17 protein-coding genes are annotated in these 19,957 nt (G+C 70.8%); 12 read left to right on the top strand and 5 right to left on the bottom strand.

Features of this window, described 5'->3' with window-relative positions:
• Nucleotides 1–2 precede the first annotated feature (2 nt).
• The 3 genes from mycP to IE248_RS00075 all read left to right on the top strand — a co-directional run bounded on the left by mycP (nt 3) and on the right by IE248_RS00075 (nt 2,179).
• Complete coding sequence (gene mycP / locus IE248_RS00085; protein WP_073798432.1) at nt 3–1,247, top strand: type VII secretion-associated serine protease mycosin; 1,245 nt, start codon at nt 3–5, stop codon at nt 1,245–1,247.
• A gap of 215 nt (nt 1,248–1,462) precedes the next feature.
• A complete protein-coding gene (locus tag IE248_RS00080) occupies nt 1,463–1,825 on the top strand; it encodes a WXG100 family type VII secretion target (RefSeq protein WP_229895067.1) in 363 nt (120 codons plus the stop codon).
• A 45-nt stretch (nt 1,826–1,870) separates the two neighbouring features.
• Nucleotides 1,871–2,179 carry a WXG100 family type VII secretion target gene (locus IE248_RS00075; protein ID WP_073798434.1) on the top strand — a complete coding sequence of 103 codons (309 nt, stop codon included), beginning with the start codon at nt 1,871–1,873 and terminating at the stop codon, nt 2,177–2,179.
• A 110-nt stretch (nt 2,180–2,289) separates the two neighbouring features.
• Here the strand turns inward: IE248_RS00075 and IE248_RS00070 are convergent, their stop codons facing one another.
• From IE248_RS00070 to eccCa, 3 genes are all read right to left on the bottom strand, one after another.
• Entirely contained in the window at nt 2,290–2,523 is a 234-nt protein-coding gene (locus IE248_RS00070) for a DUF397 domain-containing protein (RefSeq protein WP_008737714.1), read from the bottom strand.
• Nucleotides 2,524–2,640: 117 nt separating this feature from the next.
• Nucleotides 2,641–3,303: a hypothetical protein gene (locus IE248_RS00065; protein WP_190029723.1), complete on the bottom strand. Its 663-nt coding sequence runs from the start codon at nt 3,301–3,303 to the stop codon at nt 2,641–2,643.
• A gap of 135 nt (nt 3,304–3,438) precedes the next feature.
• Nucleotides 3,439–7,392: a type VII secretion protein EccCa gene (eccCa, locus tag IE248_RS00060; protein ID WP_190029722.1), complete on the bottom strand. Its 3,954-nt coding sequence runs from the start codon at nt 7,390–7,392 to the stop codon at nt 3,439–3,441.
• 219 nt (nt 7,393–7,611) lie between these two features.
• Here eccCa and eccD point away from each other — a divergent pair, with 219 nt between their 5' ends.
• The 6 genes from eccD to IE248_RS00030 all read left to right on the top strand — a co-directional run bounded on the left by eccD (nt 7,612) and on the right by IE248_RS00030 (nt 14,804).
• Nucleotides 7,612–9,117 carry a type VII secretion integral membrane protein EccD gene (gene eccD, locus IE248_RS00055; RefSeq protein WP_008737719.1) on the top strand — a complete coding sequence of 502 codons (1,506 nt, stop codon included), beginning with the start codon at nt 7,612–7,614 and terminating at the stop codon, nt 9,115–9,117.
• A 185-nt stretch (nt 9,118–9,302) separates the two neighbouring features.
• The gene (gene rpsO, locus IE248_RS00050; protein ID WP_008737721.1) at nt 9,303–9,590 is read left to right on the top strand and encodes a 30S ribosomal protein S15; all 288 of its coding nucleotides are present in this window, start codon (nt 9,303–9,305) and stop codon (nt 9,588–9,590) included.
• A 280-nt stretch (nt 9,591–9,870) separates the two neighbouring features.
• A complete protein-coding gene (locus IE248_RS00045) occupies nt 9,871–12,093 on the top strand; it encodes a polyribonucleotide nucleotidyltransferase (RefSeq protein WP_037791090.1) in 2,223 nt (740 codons plus the stop codon).
• Nucleotides 12,090–13,469 carry a M16 family metallopeptidase gene (locus IE248_RS00040; RefSeq protein WP_190029721.1) on the top strand — a complete coding sequence of 460 codons (1,380 nt, stop codon included), beginning with the start codon at nt 12,090–12,092 and terminating at the stop codon, nt 13,467–13,469. The genes IE248_RS00045 and IE248_RS00040 overlap by 4 nt, the downstream gene beginning before the upstream one ends.
• A 107-nt stretch (nt 13,470–13,576) precedes the next feature.
• The gene (gene dapB, locus IE248_RS00035; RefSeq protein ID WP_073776388.1) at nt 13,577–14,332 is read left to right on the top strand and encodes a 4-hydroxy-tetrahydrodipicolinate reductase; all 756 of its coding nucleotides are present in this window, start codon (nt 13,577–13,579) and stop codon (nt 14,330–14,332) included.
• Between the two features lie 19 nt (nt 14,333–14,351).
• Nucleotides 14,352–14,804: a hypothetical protein gene (locus IE248_RS00030; protein WP_073798437.1), complete on the top strand. Its 453-nt coding sequence runs from the start codon at nt 14,352–14,354 to the stop codon at nt 14,802–14,804.
• 37 nt (nt 14,805–14,841) lie between these two features.
• Here the strand turns inward: IE248_RS00030 and IE248_RS00025 are convergent, their stop codons facing one another.
• A complete protein-coding gene (locus tag IE248_RS00025) occupies nt 14,842–15,396 on the bottom strand; it encodes an SCO5741 family PH domain-containing membrane protein (RefSeq protein ID WP_073776383.1) in 555 nt (184 codons plus the stop codon).
• 47 nt (nt 15,397–15,443) lie between these two features.
• Nucleotides 15,444–15,674: a hypothetical protein gene (locus IE248_RS00020; protein ID WP_190029720.1), complete on the bottom strand. Its 231-nt coding sequence runs from the start codon at nt 15,672–15,674 to the stop codon at nt 15,444–15,446.
• Between the two features lie 240 nt (nt 15,675–15,914).
• Between IE248_RS00020 and thyX the strand changes: the two genes are divergently transcribed.
• From thyX to IE248_RS00005, 3 genes are all read left to right on the top strand, one after another.
• Nucleotides 15,915–16,655, top strand: a complete 741-nt coding sequence (thyX, locus tag IE248_RS00015; RefSeq protein ID WP_073776381.1) for an FAD-dependent thymidylate synthase — start codon at nt 15,915–15,917, stop codon at nt 16,653–16,655.
• 226 nt (nt 16,656–16,881) lie between these two features.
• Nucleotides 16,882–17,781, top strand: coding sequence for a 4-hydroxy-tetrahydrodipicolinate synthase (gene dapA, locus IE248_RS00010; RefSeq protein WP_190029719.1), 900 nt, complete (start codon nt 16,882–16,884; stop codon nt 17,779–17,781).
• A 135-nt stretch (nt 17,782–17,916) separates the two neighbouring features.
• Nucleotides 17,917–19,602, top strand: a complete 1,686-nt coding sequence (locus IE248_RS00005; protein WP_008737738.1) for a ribonuclease J — start codon at nt 17,917–17,919, stop codon at nt 19,600–19,602.
• Nucleotides 19,603–19,957: the final 355 nt, after the last annotated feature.

Raw genomic sequence — 19,957 nt, 5'->3', positions numbered from 1 at the left:
CCATGTCCACACCCGCGCGCCGCGCGCTCCCCGCGCTCTCCCTGGCCCTCGCCCTCCTCGCCCTGTCCGGGCCCGTCGCGGCCGCCGCCGCGAGCACGGCCGCCACCCCGGCCCTGCGGCTCGCGGGCGCCGGCGAGTGCACGTACCCCATGAAGAAGCAGATCGCCGACCGTCCCTGGGCCCTCCAGCGGCTCCTGCTCGACGCGCTCTGGGCCGAGTCCAAGGGCAAGGACGCCAAGGGCGCCAGCGTCCGGGTCGCCGTCATCGACACCGGAGTGGACCGGGCCAACCCGCAGCTGTCCGGCGCCGTCGACACCGGCGCCGGCAAGGACTACGTCGACCCCAAGGGCGGCGACGGCACGAACGACACCGTCGGGCACGGCACCAAGGTGGCCGGACTGATCGCCGCCCGCCCCCAGGACGGCACCGGATTCGTCGGCCTGGCCCCCGAGGCCACGATCATCCCGATCCGGCAGAACGACGGGCAGGGCCAGGGCAACGCCAAGACCCTGGGCGAGGCGATCGACCACGCGGTGTCCAAGGGCGCCCAGGTCATCAACATCTCCCAGGACACCGACGTACCGCTGAGCGAGGACTCCGAGCTCGCCAAGGCCGTCAAGCGGGCCGTCGACGCCAAGGTCGTCGTCGTCGCCTCGGCGGGCAACGACGGCCTGAGCGGCGAGAAGCGCAGGACCTTCCCGGCGGCCTTCCCCGGCGTGCTGGCCGTCGCCGCCTCGGACCGCAACAACGAGCGGGCCCCGTTCTCCCAGCCCGGCGACTTCATCGCGGTCGCGGCCCCCGGCGTCGACATGGTCTCCACCGTCCCGGGTTTCGGTCAGTGCGTCGACAACGGCACCAGCTTCTCCGCGCCGTACGTCGCCGGGGTCGCCGCCCTGCTGCGCGCCCAGCACCCGGACTGGACGCCGGAGCAGATCGTCTGGCAGATCCAGGGCACCGCCGAGCGGTCCGTCAAGGGCCGTGACGACTACGTCGGTTGGGGCGTCGTCGACCCGGTGCGCGCGGTCACCCAGGACCGGGAACCCCCGAGGAAGCCCGTCCCGGACCCCGGGCCGCCCCCGGCGGCCGCCCCGCAGCCGGCGGCGATGCACCTCACCGAGACCCCGCAGGAACGCGAGGAACGGCTCGGTACGTACGCTCTCGGGATCGGAGCCGTCCTGATCGCGGTCATCGCCGGTACGGCGACCGTGATCCGGGACGCCCGCCGCCGCGGACACCGTTTGCAGTGAACGGTCACGGTTCATCCACAGAACCGGCCAACCGGTGTTGGGCAAGGCGGTTGGAGTGGCTAGAGTGGCGCCAGGCTTCACGACTGTGATCGGGGGATTGGCGTGAAGCGGAGGGGGATTCCAGAGGCGCGCGGCTCGCTGCCGCGCCCCGGAACGTCCGCTCCGCCACCCAGTCCGCCGGTCTCGCCGGCGAATTGAGAAGTGAGGAGCTTCGGGTGAGCATCAACAGCGGTTTCGGTCTCGCAGACGATCCCATCGTCAAGGCCAAGACCAGGATTTCCGATACGGCCGAGGCGGTCAGCAAGCAGGCCCGCGAACTGGCCGACATCATCGAGACGGTGAGCGCCGGCTGGACCGGTGTCGGCGCCGACGCGTTCAAGAGCGCGCAGATCATGATCAACAGCGACCACGACCGGATCCGTACGCTGCTCGGCGTCCTGCACAACGCCGTGGCGCAGACCAAGAACCTCAGCAACGCCCAGGACGACGAGGTCCTCCAGGCCTTCCGGAAGCTCGGCTCCGACACCGGGCAGGCCGGCGCGCCCCCGGCCAACACCTCCGGCCTCAACGGCGTCTGACCCCGGATCCGAACACTCGTCACCCCACGCCCCAAGGAGAAGAACATGTCTGGTTCCGACGGCCACACCCGGGTACGGTACGAAACCGTCCAGCAGATGGCGGACCGGATCCGCGCGATTTCCAAGAACATCGTCGATGACCTCGCGGAGATGGACGCCGCGCTCACCGTCGTCACCGACACCTGGGACGGTGAGGCGCACGCGAAGTACGTGGGCGTCCAGAAGGACTACAAGGGCCGCGCCGAGCACATGCGTGACAAGCTCGAGGAAACCGCCAAGCTGATCGAGCACGGCAAGGGCAGCTACCGCGCCACCGACATCAAGGCCTCGCAGCTGTTCACCGAGGCCTACTGAGCCCGGAGCACCGAGCCCGAACGCACCGAAGGGGCGCGCCCGAACCCGGGCGCGCCCCTTCGGCGTTCAGCAGGCCGACCGACCGACCGACCGACCGGCCTGCCTGCCTGCTACGTCAGGTCGAACTCGCCGTCCCTGGCACCGAGCACGAACGCCTCCCACTCGGCGGCCGTGTAACGCAGCACGGTGTCGGGGTCCAGGGAGGACCGCATGGCCACGGCGCCGCCGGGCAGCTTCGCGATCTCGACCCGTTCCTCGCTCGGGCTGGTCCCGGGCGGCCCTTCCCACTCCACGCCGCTGATGTCGAGCGCGTACAGCTCGTCCTTCTCCTGCTGGGTGCCCATGTGCGGCCTTTCCCTCGGTTCCCTCGGTGGTGCCGGTGCTGCTGAGGTCTTCGCTGCCGATTATCGGTGCTGCGGGCCCGCCGGGGGAGGGTTTCCCCCGGCCGGGCCGACCGGGGCCTAGCCGAGCTGGCCGGCGAGCGCCTTCGCCAGCGCCCCGACCTGCTCGGCGCCCAGCCCGCTCTTGCCCGAGTCCCCGACGGTCAGCAGCAGGGACGCGTCCCCCGAGCCGTCGAGCCCGAGCCGCGCTGCCGCCACGTTCCCGCTCTTGGCCACGACCGGGACGCCCTTCTTCGCCGCGGCCGCGTCCTTCAGGAACGTGCGCAGGTCGTCTATGCCGATGCCGGCCGCCCGCTGGGCCACCGGGGCGAGGACGGACAGCGCCTGCACCTTCTCGGTCGCCACCGTGTGCAGCTCCACGTCCTCCTGCCCGAGGTGGAACGTGCAGGTCACCAGCGCTCCCGGGTTGGCCGCCCACGCAGACCCCTCGGGAGCCTCGCGCCCGTCCTCGGCGGTCACGGCGGGCTCCTCGCCCTGCGTGTCGCCCGGCCCGGCCGCCAGGGACACCCCGGCGGTCTTCGCCGCCCCGGCCAGGTCGTACGCCAGAGGGCAGTCGGCCGCCCCGTCCCCGCCGATCTTCGCCGCCTTCTCCTGCAACGAGCCGAGGCTGAGCGCGTCCCCGCCGCCCGAGCAGCCGCTCAGCAGGAGGGCCGCGACCGCCGCCGCCGCGACCGGAGCCGCACACCGGCGCCCGGAGCGCCCGAGGCCACGTACACGTATCACCGAAGTTCACGCCTTTCTCGAAGGACGGGACCGCGCCCGGGGAGACCGGACCCGAAGACCGGGCCCCGGGACCGCGCCCGAAAGACCGCGGGCCCGGAGAGGTTCCGGGCCCGCGGGTGGAGAACACCTGCCGGATCACATGCCGGGCATCCGGCCCAGCTGCACCAGCGGGGTACCGCGCCTGCGCGAGGCGAAGTAGCCCCGGCCCGGCGGCATCGGCCGCGGCCGGACGTTGCCGACCAGCTCGCCCTCGGAAGGATCGCCCGACAGCAACAGGCCCTGCGCGCCCAGCTCCTTGATCCGCTGGATGAACGGCTCGTACATCGAGCGCGAGGCGCCCGCCGAGTTGCGCGCGATGATGAAGCGGACCCCGGTGTCCCGGGCGAACGGCAGGAACTCCACCAGGGGGTTCAGCGGATTGCCCTGGCTCGTGGCCACCAGGTCGTAGTCGTCGATGACGATGAACACGTCCGGGCCCGTCCACCAGCTGCGGTCGCGCAGCTGCTGCGGGGTGACGTCCGTCGGCGGCTGCCGCCGCGCGAACACCCCGGCCAGCGCCTCCATGTGCATCTGCAGGGAGCCCGCCATCGGCGCGTACTCCAGCAGGTGCTCCTCCGGCAGCGCCCCCAGCAGACCGCGCCGGTAGTCGCCCACGACGAGCTTCGCCTGGTCCGGGGTGTACCGCTCCGCGATCCGCTGCGCGATCAGCCGCAGCAGGTTCGTCTTGCCGGACTCGCTCTCACCGAAGACGAGCAGGAACGGATCGGTGTCGAAGTCGATGAACACCGGCTCCAGCGCCGTCTCGTCGATGCCGATCGACAGCCCGGCGCCGGGGTGCTCCCCGCCCTTGGGCAGCTGGTCCGCGTGCAGCAGCCGCGGCAGCAGCCGTACGCCCGGAGCCGCGGCGCCCGACCAGTGCTGCTTGACCGCCGACACGAATGCGGCCGTCGCCTGCGAGAGGTCCTCCGGGTCGTGCTCGCCGTCGATCCGCGGCTGCGCGGCCAGGAAGTGCAGCTTCTCCGGCACCTGACCGCGCCCCGGCATCCCCGTCGGCACGTTCGCCGCGACCTTCCGGTCGAACTCGGAGTCCATGACGTCACCGAGCCGCAGCTCCAGCCGGCTCAGCATCTGGTCCTTGAGCGCGGCCCGCACCTCCATGTACCGGGCCGCGGTGATCACCACGTGGATGCCGTAGCCCAGACCCCGGGACGCGATGTCGGTGACCACCTGCTCCAGGCCGTCGTACTCGTTGCGGAAGGTGCCCCAGCCGTCCACCACCAGGAACACGTCGCCCCACGCCTCGCCCGGCAGGTCGCCCGCCGCGCGCCGGCGCCGGTACGTGCCGATGGAGTCGATGCCGTGGGCGCGGAAGAACTCCTCGCGCCGGTTGAGGATGCCCCCCACCTCCGCGACGGTACGGCGCACCCGCTCCGGGTCCAGGCGCGAGGCGATCCCGCCGACGTGCGGCAGCTCCGACACCGCCGACAGGCTGCCACCGCCGAAGTCCAGCCCGTAGAACTGCACCTCGCGCGGGGTGTGCGTGAGCGCGAACGAGGAGATCAGCGTCCGCATCAGCGTCGACTTGCCCGACTGCGGACCGCCGACCACGATCATGTGGCCCGCCGCACCCGAGAAGTCCCGGTACAGCACCTCGCGCCGCTGCTCGAACGGCTTGTCGATCAGGCCGAGCGGTACGACGAGCCCGCCGGGCCGCGTGTACCCCTGCGCGTGCAGGCCCCGCGCCTCGCTCGGCGCCAGCGCCGGCAGCAGCTGGTCCAGCGACGGCGCCCGGTCCAGCGGCGGCAGCCACACCTGGTGCGCGGGCACCCCCTGCCCCTCCAGCCGGCCCACGATCACGTCCAGCACCGTGTCCGCCAGCGCCTCGTCCTCCCGCTCCGTCTGCGCGGCCAGGTACGCCGGGTCCGGAGCCGCGTACGCCACCGGCACCGGAGCCGCCGTGAACAGCGCCGGCCGCCGCTCCACCGGGAACAGCCCGACCGACAGGTCCGGCCCGCCCGAACGGTAGGTACCCGACACGTACGCCGCCTTGAAGCGCGTCATCTCGTCCGTGCCGAACTTCAGGTAGCCCGAACCCGGCACCGACGGCAGGTGGTACGCGTCCGGCACGCCGATCGCGGTCCTCGACTCCGCCGCCGAGAAGGTCCGCAGGCCGATCCGGTACGACAGGTACGTGTCCAGCCCGCGCAGCTTGCCCTCCTCCAGGCGCTGCGAGGCCAGCAGCAGGTGCACGCCCAGCGAGCGGCCGATGCGGCCGATCTGGATGAACATGTCGATGAAGTCCGGCTTCGCGGTCAGCAGCTCCGAGAACTCGTCGATGACCAGCACCAGCGAGGCCAGCGGCTCCAGCGGGGCACCCGCCGCGCGCGCCTTCTCGTAGTCGTGGATGTTCGCGTAGTTGCCCGCCGACCGCAGCAGCTCCTGCCGGCGCTGGAGCTCACCGCGGATCGAGTCGCCCATGCGGTCCACGAGCGTCAGGTCGTCCGCCAGGTTGGTGATGACCGCCGCGACGTGCGGCATCTGCCCCATACCGGTGAAGGTCGCACCACCCTTGAAGTCCGCGAGGACGAAGTTCAGCGTCTCCGAGGTGTGCGTGACCGCCAGACCCAGCACCAGCGTGCGCAGCAGCTCCGACTTGCCCGAACCCGTCGCGCCCACGCACAGACCGTGCGGGCCCATGCCCTCCTGCGCGGCCTCCTTGAGGTCCAGCATCACCGGGGCGCCGCCCTCGCCGACCCCGATCGGCACGCGCAGCCGCTCACCGGCCGACCGCGGCCGCCAGGTCCGCGCCACGTCGACCTGCGCCGCGTCGCCCAGGTTCAGCAGGTCCGTGAAGTCCAGGTTGGCCAGCAGCGGCTCGTCGTCGTCCCCACCGCCCGTACGCAGCGGCGCCAGCTGCCGCGCGAGCGCCTCCGCCGCCGGCAGCGACAGGGTGTCCGGCACCCCCTCGTACGCCACGCCGCCGCCCGACTCCAGCCGCAGCCGGCCCGGCCGCACCACGACCGACAGCCCGCCGCGCGGCTCGTCGAGCTCGCCCGCGACCACCTCGACCATGGTCACGCCCTGCAGCCCCTCGGCCGCCGCGAACACCGAGTCCGGCGGCACCATCCCGCCGTCGAGCACCACCACCAGGTGCGGCTGGTCCAGCACCGGCGACACCTCGCGGCTGAACCGCGGCCGGCCCTCCAGCCGGGAGCCCAGCAGCCCCTCCAGCTCAGCCAGGTCGTCGCCGAACAGCCGCTTCGTACCCGCCCCGTCGACCTGACCCGGCAGCTGCGTGTGCGGCAGCCACTTCGTCCAGTCCCACGAAGGCACCGCACCCGGCGCCGCCACCACGGCCACCATCAGGTCCTCGGGGGAGTGCAGCGTCGCCAGCTGCGCCACCAGCGCCCGCGCCGTCCCGCGCGCCGACTCCGCCTCCCCGGACACCGTCACGTGGTAGAACGCCCGGATCGACACCGCCATCGGCAGCCCGTCCAGCGAGGAGTGCACCTTCAGGAAGCGCTGCATCGCGCCCGCCGTCAGCGGCTCCAGCTCGTCCACCGGCGCCGTGTCCGGAGCCACCAGCGCGGTCGCCAGCCGCTGCGCGCCCAGCCCCAGCCGGGCCTGCCCGAAGTCGCCGTCGCCGACGCGCCGCTCCCACAGCCGCGAACCCTCGGCCACCACCGACCACAACTGCTCCGGGGCCGGGTGCAGATACAGCTGGGCGTCACGCTGCGCCCGCGCGGTCCGCCGTACCTGACGGCGCGTCTGCGCGAGGTACTTGAGGTAGTCCCGGCGCACATCGGCCATTTGCCCCTGCGTACCGCGCCGGAAGCGCACCAGCTGCGCGATCACCATTCCCACCGTGGACGCCAGCATCAGCACACCCATGATGCGCATGAAGGGCGCCGCACCCGGCATGAAGAAGAACACCACCGACGAACCCATGCCGAGCATCGGCAGGAGCTGCATCAGCATGCCCTCCTGCTGCCCCCGCGGCAGTTCCGGCGGCCCCTCCAGCCGCAGCTCCTCCGAAGGGACTTCGGGCGGCAGGGCCCGCGGCGGGCGTTTGACGACGATCTGGCTCACCGGAGCATCAATCCCTCGAAAACGGACGGGACGTCGCAACCGGCGCCCCCAAGTCCCGGGCGGGGAGGGGGTCTCCTTCCCGCGCCGGTGATCCTACTTGCCGACAGTCACGCATACTCCCGGTAGGGTGGCGCGCGCAGCATGCGCATCCGCGAATCCGACGCCGCCGACACCTCGTCAGGCCGGGCGGAGACATCGCCAACCAGGGGGGTCACACAGGTGAGTACGGCCGAGGCGACGGGCTTCTGCAGGGTCACCGTCGTGGCACCCGACAGCCGGATCGACGTCGCCCTCCCCGAGGACATAGCCGTCGCCGACGTCTACCCCGAGCTGCTGCGCCTCACCGGCCAGACCCAGCCCGTCGGCGCCCCGACCGGCTTCCACCTGGTCCGCCGCTCCGGCACCGTCCTCGACGGCGCCCGCAGCCTCGCCGCCCAGCAGGTCCTCGACGGCGAGGTGCTCAGCCTGCGCCCCTTCGCCGAGTCCCTGCCCCCCGCCGTCTTCGACGACGTCTCCGACGCCGTCGCCTCCGCCGTCGTCCGCGACCGGCACCGCTGGAGCGACGACATGCTGCGCGGCGCGGGCCTGGCCGGCGCCGCCGTTCTGCTCGTCCTGCTCGGCTTCGTCCTCTGGTACGCCGACCCCGTCCGGCACGACATGCACGGCCTGCCCGGCGTCATCGCCGGAGCCGTCGGCGTCCTGCTCACCGCCGCCGCCGGAGTGCGGGCCCGCGTCTACCGCGACCGGGGCTCCGCCGTCGCCCTCGGCCTCGGCGCGCTGCCGCACCTGCTGATCGCCGGCGCCGGCATCGTCGCCCCCGCCGCCGGGGAGGGACCGGGCCGCCTGCAGTTCCTGCTCGGCTGCGTCTGCGTCCTCGTCGCCTCCGTCACCCTGGTCGCGCTCACCCCCAGCGGCGACGCCCCCTTCGTGGCCACCACCTTCCTCGGCGCCACCGGCACCCTCGCCACCTTCACGGCCATCGCCACCGGCGCCTCCGCGACCGCCACCGCCGCCGTCTGCGCACCCGCCGCCATCGGGCTCGTCGCCTTCCTCCCCGGCCTCTCCGCCCGCTTCGCCCGGCTGCCCATCGGGTACGCCGCCCCGCGGAGCTCCGTAGAGGACTACGAGACCCCGGACCGGTACGAGACCGAGCCGTACGGCGAGGCCGCCGGCTCCGAGCAGCGCGACCCCGGCGCCCCCCTGGACGCCGAGCAGATAGCCGCCCAGGCCCGCCGCGGCCACGAGATGCTTCTCGGTCTCGTCGGCGGCTGCGCCGCGGTCGCCGTCGGCTCCGCCGCCGTCCTCGGCTTCTCCGACAACACCTGGGGCCGCCTCCTCGCCCTCGCCACCGGCCTGGCGATGCTGCTGCGCGCCCGGCTCTTCCGCTACACCTCGCAGGTGGTGTGCACCCTGGTCGCGGGCCTCGCCGCCGTCGGGCTGCTGATCCTCGGCCTGTCGCTGCACCCGCCGGCCGACCTGGTCCTCGACCTCGTCCGCTACCACGACCGCGGCGGCATGGACCTCCGTACGATCTGGCTCTCCGCCGCCGTCGCCGCCGGCGCGGCCCTGCTCGCCGGAATTGCGCTTGTCATCCCCCGCAAGGGCCTGTCACCCTTCTGGGGACGGCTCCTCGACCTCACCGAGGCCGCGGTACTGCTCAGCCTGGTCCCGCTGGCCCTGGCCGTGCTCGACGTCTACTCCCGGGCCCGCTCCCTCACCAGCTGAGAGAGCCGCGACCCGGCAGCCTGGTACGCTGTGTGACGGCCGTTTGTGTACGCGTCCGCCGGACTCCTCGACAGAGGGTCTGTGGACTGCGCCCAGCGGACCCCGCCTCCCGAGTTACGGAAGCTCCCCAGAGAATTCGACCTGGGGCACTCGGTGGCTACGAAGACCTATTACGAGGAGTACGCGTGCCGCTCGACGCCGCAACGAAGAAGCAGCTCATCGCAGAGTTTGGTGCCAAGGAGGGCGACACCGGCTCCCCCGAGGTCCAGGTCGCGATGCTGTCCCGCCGCATCTCGGACCTGACCGAGCACCTCAAGACCCACAAGCACGACCACCACTCCCGTCGTGGTCTGCTGATCCTGGTCGGCCAGCGTCGCCGCCTGCTGCAGTACCTGGCCAAGAAGGACATCCAGCGCTTCCGTACGCTGGTCGAGCGCCTCGGCATCCGCCGCGGTGCGGCCGGCGCCAAGTAAAGACGCTGTGAAGGGAGCGGACCCCACTCTGAGGGGGCCGCTCCCTTTGCTGTACGTGCGCGACGTACCGGACGCTTTGTAGTCTGGGAGAGCGCACAACCGAAGAGGAGGAGCGCCCTCCCTACGCCGCCGGTCCTCGGTAGTGGCATCCGGAAGGCCCCACGGGCCACGAACCGGGTGCTTCGATCGAAGACCGGCCCGCACGCCAGGAGCGCTTCTCCGACACCGTCCTCCACCACACGGGTGGCGGACGGAGACGACGAATATGGAGAAAACGCTAGTGGAGAACGAGACCCACTACGCCGAGGCCGTCATTGACAACGGTTCCTTCGGCACCCGCACCATCCGCTTCGAGACGGGCCGTCTGGCCCGCCAGGCCGCCGGCTCCGCCGTTGCCTACCTGGACGACGACACGATGGTGCTGTCCGCCACCACCGCGTCGAAGAAGCCCAAGGACCAGCTCGACTTCTTCCCCCTCACGGTGGACGTCGAGGAGCGGCAGTACGCGGCCGGCAAGATCCCCGGCTCCTTCTTCCGTCGTGAGGGCCGGCCCTCCGAGGACGCGATCCTCACCTGCCGCCTGATCGACCGCCCGCTGCGCCCGTCCTTCAAGAAGGGCCTGCGCAACGAGATCCAGGTCGTCGCGACGATCATGGCCCTCAACCCCGACCACCTGTACGACGTCGTGGCGATCAACGCCGCCTCCGCGTCCACCCAGCTGGCCGGTCTGCCCTTCTCCGGCCCGATCGGCGGCGTCCGCGTCGCGCTGATCCGCGGCCAGTGGGTGGCGTTCCCGACGCACACCGAGCTCGAGGACGCCGTCTTCGACATGGTCGTCGCGGGTCGCGTCCTGGAGGACGGCGACGTCGCGATCATGATGGTCGAGGCCGAGGCCACCGAGAAGACCATCGCCCTCGTCAAGGGCGGCGCCGAGGCGCCGACCGAGGAGATCGTCGCCGCCGGTCTGGACGCCGCGAAGCCGTTCATCAAGGTCCTCTGCAAGGCCCAGGCCGACCTGGCCGCCAAGGCCGCCAAGCCCGAGGGCGAGTTCCCGGTCTTCCTGGACTACCAGGACGACGTGTACGAGGCCCTCGCGGCCGCCGTCAAGGGTGACCTCTCCCAGGCGCTGACCATCGCGGGCAAGCAGGACCGCGAGGCCGAGCTGGACCGCGTCAAGGAGATCGCCGCCGAGAAGCTCCTCCCGGCCTTCGAGGGCCGCGAGAAGGAGATCTCCGCCGCCTACCGCAGCCTGACCAAGGCCCTGGTGCGCGAGCGCGTCATCAAGGACAAGGTCCGCATCGACGGCCGCGGGATCACGGACATCCGTACCCTCGCCGCCGAGGTCGAGGCCATCCCGCGCGTGCACGGCTCGGCGCTGTTCGAGCGTGGCGAGACCCAGATCCTGGGCGTCACCACCCTCAACATGCTCCGCATGGAGCAGCAGCTGGACACCCTCTCCCCGGTGACCCGCAAGCGCTACATGCACAACTACAACTTCCCGCCGTACTCCGTCGGCGAGACCGGCCGCGTCGGTTCGCCGAAGCGCCGCGAGATCGGCCACGGCGCGCTCGCCGAGCGCGCGATCGTGCCGGTCCTCCCGACCCGCGAGGAGTTCCCCTACGCGATCCGTCAGGTGTCCGAGGCCCTCGGCTCCAACGGTTCGACGTCCATGGGCTCGGTCTGCGCCTCCACCATGTCGCTGCTGAACGCCGGTGTGCCCCTCAAGGCCCCCGTCGCCGGCATCGCCATGGGCCTGATCTCCCAGGAGATCGACGGCAAGACCCACTACGTCGCCCTCACCGACATCCTCGGTGCGGAGGACGCGTTCGGCGACATGGACTTCAAGGTCGCCGGCACCAAGGAGTTCGTCACCGCGCTCCAGCTGGACACCAAGCTCGACGGCATCCCGGCCTCGGTCCTGGCCGCCGCCCTCAAGCAGGCCCGCGACGCCCGCCTCCACATCCTCGACGTGATGATGGAAGCGATCGACACGCCGGACGCCATGTCCCCGTTCGCCCCGCGGATCATCACGGTCAAGATCCCCGTGGACAAGATCGGTGAGGTCATCGGCCCCAAGGGCAAGATGATCAACCAGATCCAGGAGGACACCGGCGCCGAGATCACGATCGAGGACGACGGCACCATCTACATCGGTGCCGCCGACGGCCCGGCCGCCGAGGCCGCCCGCGCCACGATCAACGCGATCGCCAACCCGACCATGCCGGAGGTCGGCGAGCGCTACCTGGGTACGGTCGTCAAGACCACCACCTTCGGTGCCTTCGTCTCCCTCATGCCCGGCAAGGACGGTCTGCTCCACATCTCGCAGATCCGCAAGCTCGCCGGTGGCAAGCGCGTGGAGAACGTCGAGGACGTGGTCGCGGTCGGCACCAAGGTGCAGGTCGAGATCGCCGAGATCGACTCCCGCGGCAAGCTTTCCCTGATCCCCGTGATCGAGGGCGAAGCCGCCGACGCCGATGCCGACAAGGACGACTCCGACAAGTGACGTCGCGTAGTTCCCGTGTGACGGCCCGCCCCTCTTCGGAGGGGCGGGCCGTCGCCCGTACCCAAACCCTGCTCAAGGGGCAGGGCGGCGTCGGCACCGTCCGCCGCACGGTCCTCCCCGGCGGACTGCGCATCGTCACCGAGACGCTGCCCTCCGTCCGCTCCGCCACGTTCGGCATCTGGGCGCACGTCGGTTCCCGCGACGAGACGCCCACGCTGAACGGCGCCACGCACTACCTGGAGCACCTCCTCTTCAAGGGCACCGAGAAGCGCAGTGCCCTCGACATCTCCTCCGCGATCGACGCGGTCGGCGGCGAGATGAACGCCTTCACGGCGAAGGAGTACACCTGCTACTACGCGCGGGTGCTCGACACCGACCTGCCGCTGGCCATCGACGTGGTCTGCGACATGCTCACCGGCTCGCTGATCCGCGAGGAGGACGTCGACGCCGAGCGCGGCGTCATCCTCGAAGAGATCGCGATGACCGAGGACGACCCGGGCGACTGCGTGCACGACCTGTTCGCGCAGACCATGTTCGGCGAGACCCCGCTGGGGCGTCCCGTCCTCGGCACCGTCGAGACGATCAACGCGCTCACCGCCGACCGGATCCGGCGCTTCTACAAGAAGCACTACGACCCGACCCACCTCGTCGTGGCCGCCGCCGGCAACGTCGACCACAACAAGGTCGTCCGCCAGGTCCGCGCCGCCTTCGAGAAGGCCGGCGCGCTGACCCGCACCGACGCCGAGCCGATCGGCCCGCGCGGCGGCACGAAGCGGATCCGCACCTCCGGCCGCGTCGAGCTGATCAACCGCAAGACCGAGCAGGCCCACGTGGTCCTCGGCATGCCCGGTCTGGCCCGCACCGACGAGCGCCGCTGGGCCCTGGGCGTGCTGAACACCGCCCTCGGCGGCGGCATGTCCTCCCGCCTCTTCCAGGAGGTCCGGGAGAAGCGCGGCCTGGCCTACAGCGTGTACTCGTACACCTCCGGCTTCGCCGACACCGGGCTCTTCGGCGTCTACGCGGGCTGCCGGCCCAGCCAGGTCCACGACGTGCTGCGGATCTGCCGCGACGAGCTCGACAAGGTCGCCTCCGACGGCCTCACCGACGAGGAGATCAGGCGGGCCGTCGGCCAGCTCTCCGGCTCCACCGTCCTCGGCCTCGAAGACACCGGTGCCATCATGAACCGCATCGGCAAGAGCGAGCTCTGCTGGGGCGATCAGATGTCCGTCGACGACATGCTGGCCCGGATCGCCGCGGTGACCCCGGACGACGTCCGCGCGGTCGCCCAGGACGTCCTGGCCCAGCGCCCGTCGCTCGCGGTGATCGGCCCGCTGAAGGAGAAGCAGGCCGCCCGCCTCGACGAAGCGGTGGTCTGAGGTCCGGACGCCCGCCGGCCGCCCCGCCCGGGGCCGCCGGCGGGCGTCCGCCCCGCACGACGTACGACCGGCGGCCTGGCCGCCACGACCAGCGAAGGAAGATCGAGATGAGCAGCAAGCTGCGGGTCGCGGTTCTCGGAGCCAAGGGACGCATCGGCGCCGAGGCGGTCAAGGCCGTCGAGGCCGCCGAGGACATGGAACTGGTCGCCGCCCTCTCCCGCGGCGACAAACTGGAGACGCTGGCCGAGACCGGCGCCCAGGTCGCCGTGGAGCTCACCACCCCCGCCTCCGTCATGGGCAACCTCGACTTCTGCATCCGCCACGGCATCCACGCCGTCGTCGGCACCACCGGCTGGACCGAGGACCGCCTCGCCCAGCTCGGCGGCTGGCTGGCCGGCTCCCCGGAGACCGGTGTGCTCATCGCCCCGAACTTCTCCATCGGCGCCGTCCTCACCATGAAGTTCGCCGCCCAGGCCGCCCGCTACTTCGAGTCCGTCGAGGTCGTCGAGCTCCACCACCCCCACAAGGCGGACGCCCCCTCCGGCACCGCGACGCGCACCGCGCAGCTCATCGCCGCCGCCCGCGCCGAGGCCGGCTGCGCCCCGCAGCCCGACGCCACCGTCACCGGCCTCGACGGGGCCCGCGGAGCGGACGTCGACGGCGTCCCGGTGCACGCCATCCGGCTGCGCGGCCTGCTGGCCCACCAGGAGGTGCTGCTCGGCGGCGAGGGCGAGACCCTCACCATCCGTCACGACTCCCTGCACCACAGCAGCTTCATGCCGGGCATCCTGCTCGGCGCGCGCCGCGTGACGCAGACCCCGGGCCTCACCTTCGGCCTGGAACACTTCCTCGACCTCGGCTGATGAGCAGGCAGTAGTACCCATGCGCGCGAAGATCACGTACTTCCTCACGGCCGCCGTCCTGGCCGTCTACTTCGTCCTGGTCGGCGGCCGGGGCCTGATGCTGATCCGGCTCGGGACCCCCATCTCCGTCCCGTTCGGGCTGGCCGTCCTGGTCCTGCCGGTCATCGGCGTCTGGTTCCTCTGGAAGAACACGCAGTTCGTCACCAGGGCCAACCAGCTCGCGACCGAGCTGGAGTCCGAGGGCGGCCTCCCCGTGGACGAGCTGGAGCGGGACCAGTACGGCCGGATCCTGCGGGACTCCGCCGACGAGGTCTTCGCGCGCCGCAAGGCCGAGACCGAGGACGCGCCGGGGGACTGGCGCAGCTGGTTCCGCCTCGCCGTCGCCTACCACGACGCCCGCGACACCCCGCGCGCCCGCAAGGCCATGCAGCGGGCCATCGCCCTGCACGCGGAAAAGCCCGTACAGGCCTGATCAGGTCCTGTACGGGCTTTCCCGTGCGGTGCTGTCGTTACGCGGCCACGGCCCGGTACTCGTCGGCCCAGGCCTCGACCGCGTGCGCGGCCCGGTCGAACGCCTCGGTCCGGGACAGGAAGTCGGCGTTGTGGTCGGTGAGCAGCACCGGCAGCTCCGCGCCGTCGCGCCCGGCGACCGTCAGCGCCTGACCCTGTACGGTCCTCGGCAGTCCGAGCCAGCGCACCGGCTGCTGCACCGTACGGACCTCGTCGATCTGGTTCCAGGCGAGGGAGTGGGTCCGCAGGAACGCCACCCGGCGCAGCCCCGAAGGGCTGACCCAGACGCCGGCGAGCAGGATCCGCAGCGCGGACCCGATCACGGCGAGGGCGGCGGCGAGGCAGATGAGCGCCCCGGGCCAGGTGCCCGCGAACGCGATGATCATCGTGGACAGCAGCATGAAGGCGGCCAGCAGGAGCAGCAGGGCCGCGGCGGCTACCCGCCAGGGGCCGGGCCGGTAGGGCCGGCGCCAGCGGTCGTGGTCGACGTGGGCGAGGGCATCGTCTTCATGCGCTTCGAATACGCCGTCGGCCGTCAAGAAGGGCAGGGGCACGGCTGGACCTCACTCACATGCACGTTCGGTTGGGCTGTGCCGTGAGGCTACCGCCCCTGGGAGGCCTCGGACTTCTGCGGCGCGGTGCTGGGCTGAAGTGCGGGCATTCCGAGGAGCAGCGAGCCGACGAGCCCGGCCACCACGGTCAGGCCCACCAGACTACGGGCGGTCATCTGGCTCCAGCTCAGACTCTCGCGCGGCGGTGGAGTGACATTGCTGCGGAACCGGTCGGCCTCGGCGACGAATGCGAACGGAACGGGTTCGCGCCGGCTGAACATGAGAGCGACTCTCCTCACGATCGGGCCGCCGGCGGGCGGCGGCGGGATGGGCTGGTTGTTCTAAGAGGTAGGACGATCGGCGGGCCCGATCGGTGCCGCATTTCGGGGCATTGACAAAAATTCGTGGCGGCGCGTCAGCTGTCCGGGTCACGACGGTGCGGGCCGGGGCTGCGCGGACGCCTCCACGGGGCCCCGTAGAGTGGGCGGCGCCCAGCCCGCGCATGTTCGGAAGGACCCCCGGTGAGCGAGACCGCCGCTTCAGACCTGAAACCCAGCTTCCGCAGTGACGTGACGGTGGAGCTGGTGAAGCACTCCGCCGCCGACTCCGACGTGCTGTGGGCCGCCCGGGTCTCCACGGCCGGCGAGCAGTCCCTGGAGGAGCTCCAGAAGGACCCGGAGCGTTCCAAGGGCCTCATCAACTACCTGATGCGGGACCGCCACGGCAGCCCCTTCGAGCACAACTCGATGACCTTCTTCATCAGCGCCCCGATCTTCGTGTTCCGCGAGTTCATGCGGCACCGCGTGGGCTGGTCCTACAACGAGGAATCGGGCCGCTACAGGGAGCTGGAGCCGGTCTTCTACGTCCCGGACTCCGAGCGCAAGCTCGTCCAGGAGGGCCGCCCGGGCAAGTACGTCTTCGTCGAGGGCACCCAGGCGCAGCAGGAGCTGACGGGCCGGGTCATGGAGGACTCCTACCGGCAGGCCTACGAGGCCTACCAGGAGATGCTGGCGGCGGGCGTGGCCCGGGAGGTTGCCCGTTCGGTCCTGCCCGTGGGTCTTTTCTCCTCGATGTACGCGACCTGCAACGCGCGCTCCCTGATGCACTTCCTGGGTCTGCGCACCCAGCACGAGCTGGCGGCGGTGCCGTCCTTCCCGCAGCGGGAGATCGAGATGGTCGGCGAGAAGATGGAGCAGCACTGGGCGCAGCTCATGCCGCTCACGTACGCCGCCTTCAACGGCAACGGGCGCGTTGCCCCGTAAGGGCTGATGCACCCATGGCGTACTGATGTGCTGAGCGAAGTCCCAAGTGTCCGTATTGCGGCGTTTCGTAAAGTTCATCTAGGCTGATCAAACGGACCCGGCACTGCTTGAACCCCCGAGCAGGCAGTGCCGGGCTCCAACACCACCTCGCCGCCACCGGGAGGTACACCCTGTTGACGTCCCCCGAGGGGACACCGCGAGCGTGGCAGCGAGTAGCGTGTTACCCATGGCTCCGATCTCGACTCCGCAGACCCCCTTCGGGCGGGTCCTCACCGCCATGATCACGCCGTTCACGGCGGATGGCGCACTCGACCTCGACGGCGCGCAGCGGCTCGCCGTCCACCTGGTGGACGCAGGCAACGACGGCCTGATCGTCAACGGCACCACCGGTGAGTCGCCGACCACCACCGACGCGGAGAAAAACGACCTCGTACGAGCCGTGCTCGAAGCGGTCGGCGACCGCGCCCACGTCGTCGCCGGAATCGGCACCAACGACACCCGGCACACCCTTGAGCTCGCCCGCCAGGCCGAGCGCACCGGCGCCCACGGCCTGCTCGCGGTGACCCCGTACTACAGCAAGCCGCCGCAGGAAGGCCTGTACCGGCACTTCACCGCGATCGCCGACGCCACCGAGCTGCCGGTCATGCTCTACGACATCCCCGGCCGCAGCGGTGTCCCGATCAACACCGAAACCCTGGTCCGGCTGGCCGAGCACCCCCGTATCGTGGCCAACAAGGACGCCAAGGGCGACCTCGGCCGCGCCAGCTGGGCCATCGCCCAGAGCGGCCTGGCCTGGTACTCCGGCGACGACATGCTGAACCTGCCGCTCCTGTCGGTCGGCGCGGTCGGCTTCGTCTCCGTGGTCGGCCACGTGGTCACCCCGGAGCTGCGCGCCCTGCTCGAAGCCCACCTGGGCGGCGACGTCCAGAAGGCCACCGAGATCCACCAGAAGCTGCTCCCCGTCTTCACCGGCATGTTCCGCACCCAGGGTGTGATCACCACCAAGGGCGCCCTGAACCTCCAGGGCCTGCCCGCGGGCCCGCTGCGGCTCCCGCTGGTCGAGCTGACCGCCGAAGAGGCGGCGCAGCTCAAGATCGATCTTGCCGCGGGCGGGGTACAGCTCTGACAACAGACTTCACAACTGAATAAGCACGATCGCGAAGCATCGAAGCCGGTACGAAACAGACAACAGTCAGTGCACGAATGACATGCGCGCCACGTGCCTCAAGGGGTACGTGGCGTGCGTGGTGAGGAGACACTTTTGAGCCATCCGCATCCTGAACTCGGTCCCCCGCCGAAGCTGCCCAAGGGCGGCCTCCGCGTCACCCCCCTGGGTGGTCTCGGTGAGATCGGCCGCAACATGACCGTCTTCGAGTTCGACGGTCGCCTGCTCATCGTCGACTGCGGCGTCCTCTTCCCCGAGGAGGAGCAGCCGGGCATCGACCTGATCCTCCCGGACTTCACGTCCATCAGGGACCGGCTCGACGACATCGAGGGCATCGTCCTCACGCACGGCCACGAGGACCACATCGGCGCCGTCCCCTACCTCCTCCGGGAGAAGCCGGACATCCCGCTGATCGGCTCCAAGCTGACGCTGGCCCTCATCGAGGCGAAGCTCCAGGAGCACCGCATCCGCCCCTACACCCTTGAGGTGAAGGAAGGCGAGCGCGAGAACCTCGGCCCCTTCGACTGCGAGTTCATCGCCGTCAACCACTCCATCCCGGACGCCCTGGCCGTGGCCATCCGCACCGGCGCCGGCCTGGTCGTGGCCACCGGCGACTTCAAGATGGACCAGCTGCCGCTGGACAAGCGCCTCACCGACCTGCACGCCTTCGCGCGTCTGAGCGAAGAGGGCATCGACCTCCTCCTCTCGGACTCGACGAACGCCGAGGTCCCGGGCTTCGTCCCGCCCGAGCGCGAGATCTCCAACGTCCTGCGGACGGTCTTCGCGAACGCCCACAACCGGATCATCGTGGCCAGCTTCGCCAGCCACGTGCACCGCATCCAGCAGATCCTCGACGCCGCTCACGAATACGGCCGCAGGGTCGCCTTCGTCGGCCGCTCGATGGTCCGCAACATGGGCATCGCGCGCGACCTGGGCTACCTGAAGGTCCCCGCCGGCCTCGTCGTGGACGTCAAGACCCTCGACGACCTGCCGGCCCACGAGGTCGTCCTGGTCTGCACGGGCTCCCAGGGCGAGCCGATGGCGGCCCTGTCCCGCATGGCCAACCGGGACCACCAGATCCGGATCGTCCCCGGCGACACCGTGATCCTGGCGTCGTCGCTGATCCCGGGCAACGAGAACGCGGTCTACCGCGTGATCAACGGCCTGACCCGCTGGGGCGCCAACGTCGTGCACAAGGGCAACGCCAAGGTGCACGTTTCCGGTCACGCCTCCGCCGGCGAGCTGCTGTACTTCTACAACATCTGCAAGCCGCGGAACCTGATGCCGGTCCACGGCGAATGGCGCCACCTGCGCGCCAACGCCGAGCTCGGTGCCCTGACGGGCGTCCCGAAGGACCGCATCGTCATCGCCGAGGACGGCGTGGTCGTCGACCTGATCGACGGCAAGGCCCGCATCTCCGGCAAGGTCCAGGCCGGCTATGTGTACGTGGACGGCCTCTCGGTCGGCGACGTCACCGAAGCCTCGCTCAAGGACCGCCGGATCCTCGGTGACGAGGGCATCATCTCGGTCTACGTCGTGGTCGACAGCACCACGGGCAAGGTCGTGAGCGGCCCGAACATCCAGGCCCGCGGTTCCGGCATCGAGGACTCGTCCTTCGGCCCGGTCATCGCGAAGATCGAGGAAGCCATCGCCCGCGCAGCGGCCGACGGCGTCGCCGAGCCGCACCAGATCCAGCAGCTCATCCGCCGGACCATGGGCAAGTGGGTGTCGGACAGCTACCGCCGCCGTCCGATGATCCTCCCGGTCGTGGTCGAGGTCTGAGCCTCCCCGTAGCGGCCTGACTGGAGCGGGGCAACCGGATTTGCGTCCGGGGGCCCCGCTCCAGTACGTTTACGTCTCCACCTCGCACGACACTTCGGCACACACGTGTGCCCGGACAGGCGTGCGGGCGGGTGGGAATCAGCACTCAGGGAGACCTGATAAAGTCTGATCCACCCGAAAGAGAAAGGCCCTCCAACGGCCGCCGAATTCAAATCCAAGTCGGAAACGGCACGGAAATGATCTGGTAAGGTTGGAACCGCCGGAAAGGGAAAACGCGAAAGCGAATCACCTGGAAAGCAAGCGGGACTGACTCTGATAGAGTCGGAAACGCAAGAACGAAGAACGAAAGCCCGGA

The sequence above is a fragment of the Streptomyces goshikiensis genome, assembly GCF_014650555.1.
Classification (GTDB): domain Bacteria; phylum Actinomycetota; class Actinomycetes; order Streptomycetales; family Streptomycetaceae; genus Streptomyces; species Streptomyces goshikiensis.
The sequence above is the reverse complement of the archived record's forward strand: the minus strand, read 5'-3'. Positions and strand labels throughout refer to the sequence as shown.

Coding starts and splice junctions, on each gene's coding strand:
- mycP (WP_073798432.1), top strand. CDS start 3: ATGTCCACACCCGCGCGCCGCGCGCTCCCCGCGCTCTCCCTGGCCCTC.
- dapA (WP_190029719.1), top strand. CDS start 16,882: ATGGCTCCGATCTCGACTCCGCAGACCCCCTTCGGGCGGGTCCTCACC.
- dapB (WP_073776388.1), top strand. CDS start 13,577: ATGAGCAGCAAGCTGCGGGTCGCGGTTCTCGGAGCCAAGGGACGCATC.
- IE248_RS00020 (WP_190029720.1), bottom strand. CDS start 15,674: ATGTTCAGCCGGCGCGAACCCGTTCCGTTCGCATTCGTCGCCGAGGCC.
- IE248_RS00075 (WP_073798434.1), top strand. CDS start 1,871: ATGTCTGGTTCCGACGGCCACACCCGGGTACGGTACGAAACCGTCCAG.
- IE248_RS00030 (WP_073798437.1), top strand. CDS start 14,352: ATGCGCGCGAAGATCACGTACTTCCTCACGGCCGCCGTCCTGGCCGTC.
- IE248_RS00070 (WP_008737714.1), bottom strand. CDS start 2,523: ATGGGCACCCAGCAGGAGAAGGACGAGCTGTACGCGCTCGACATCAGC.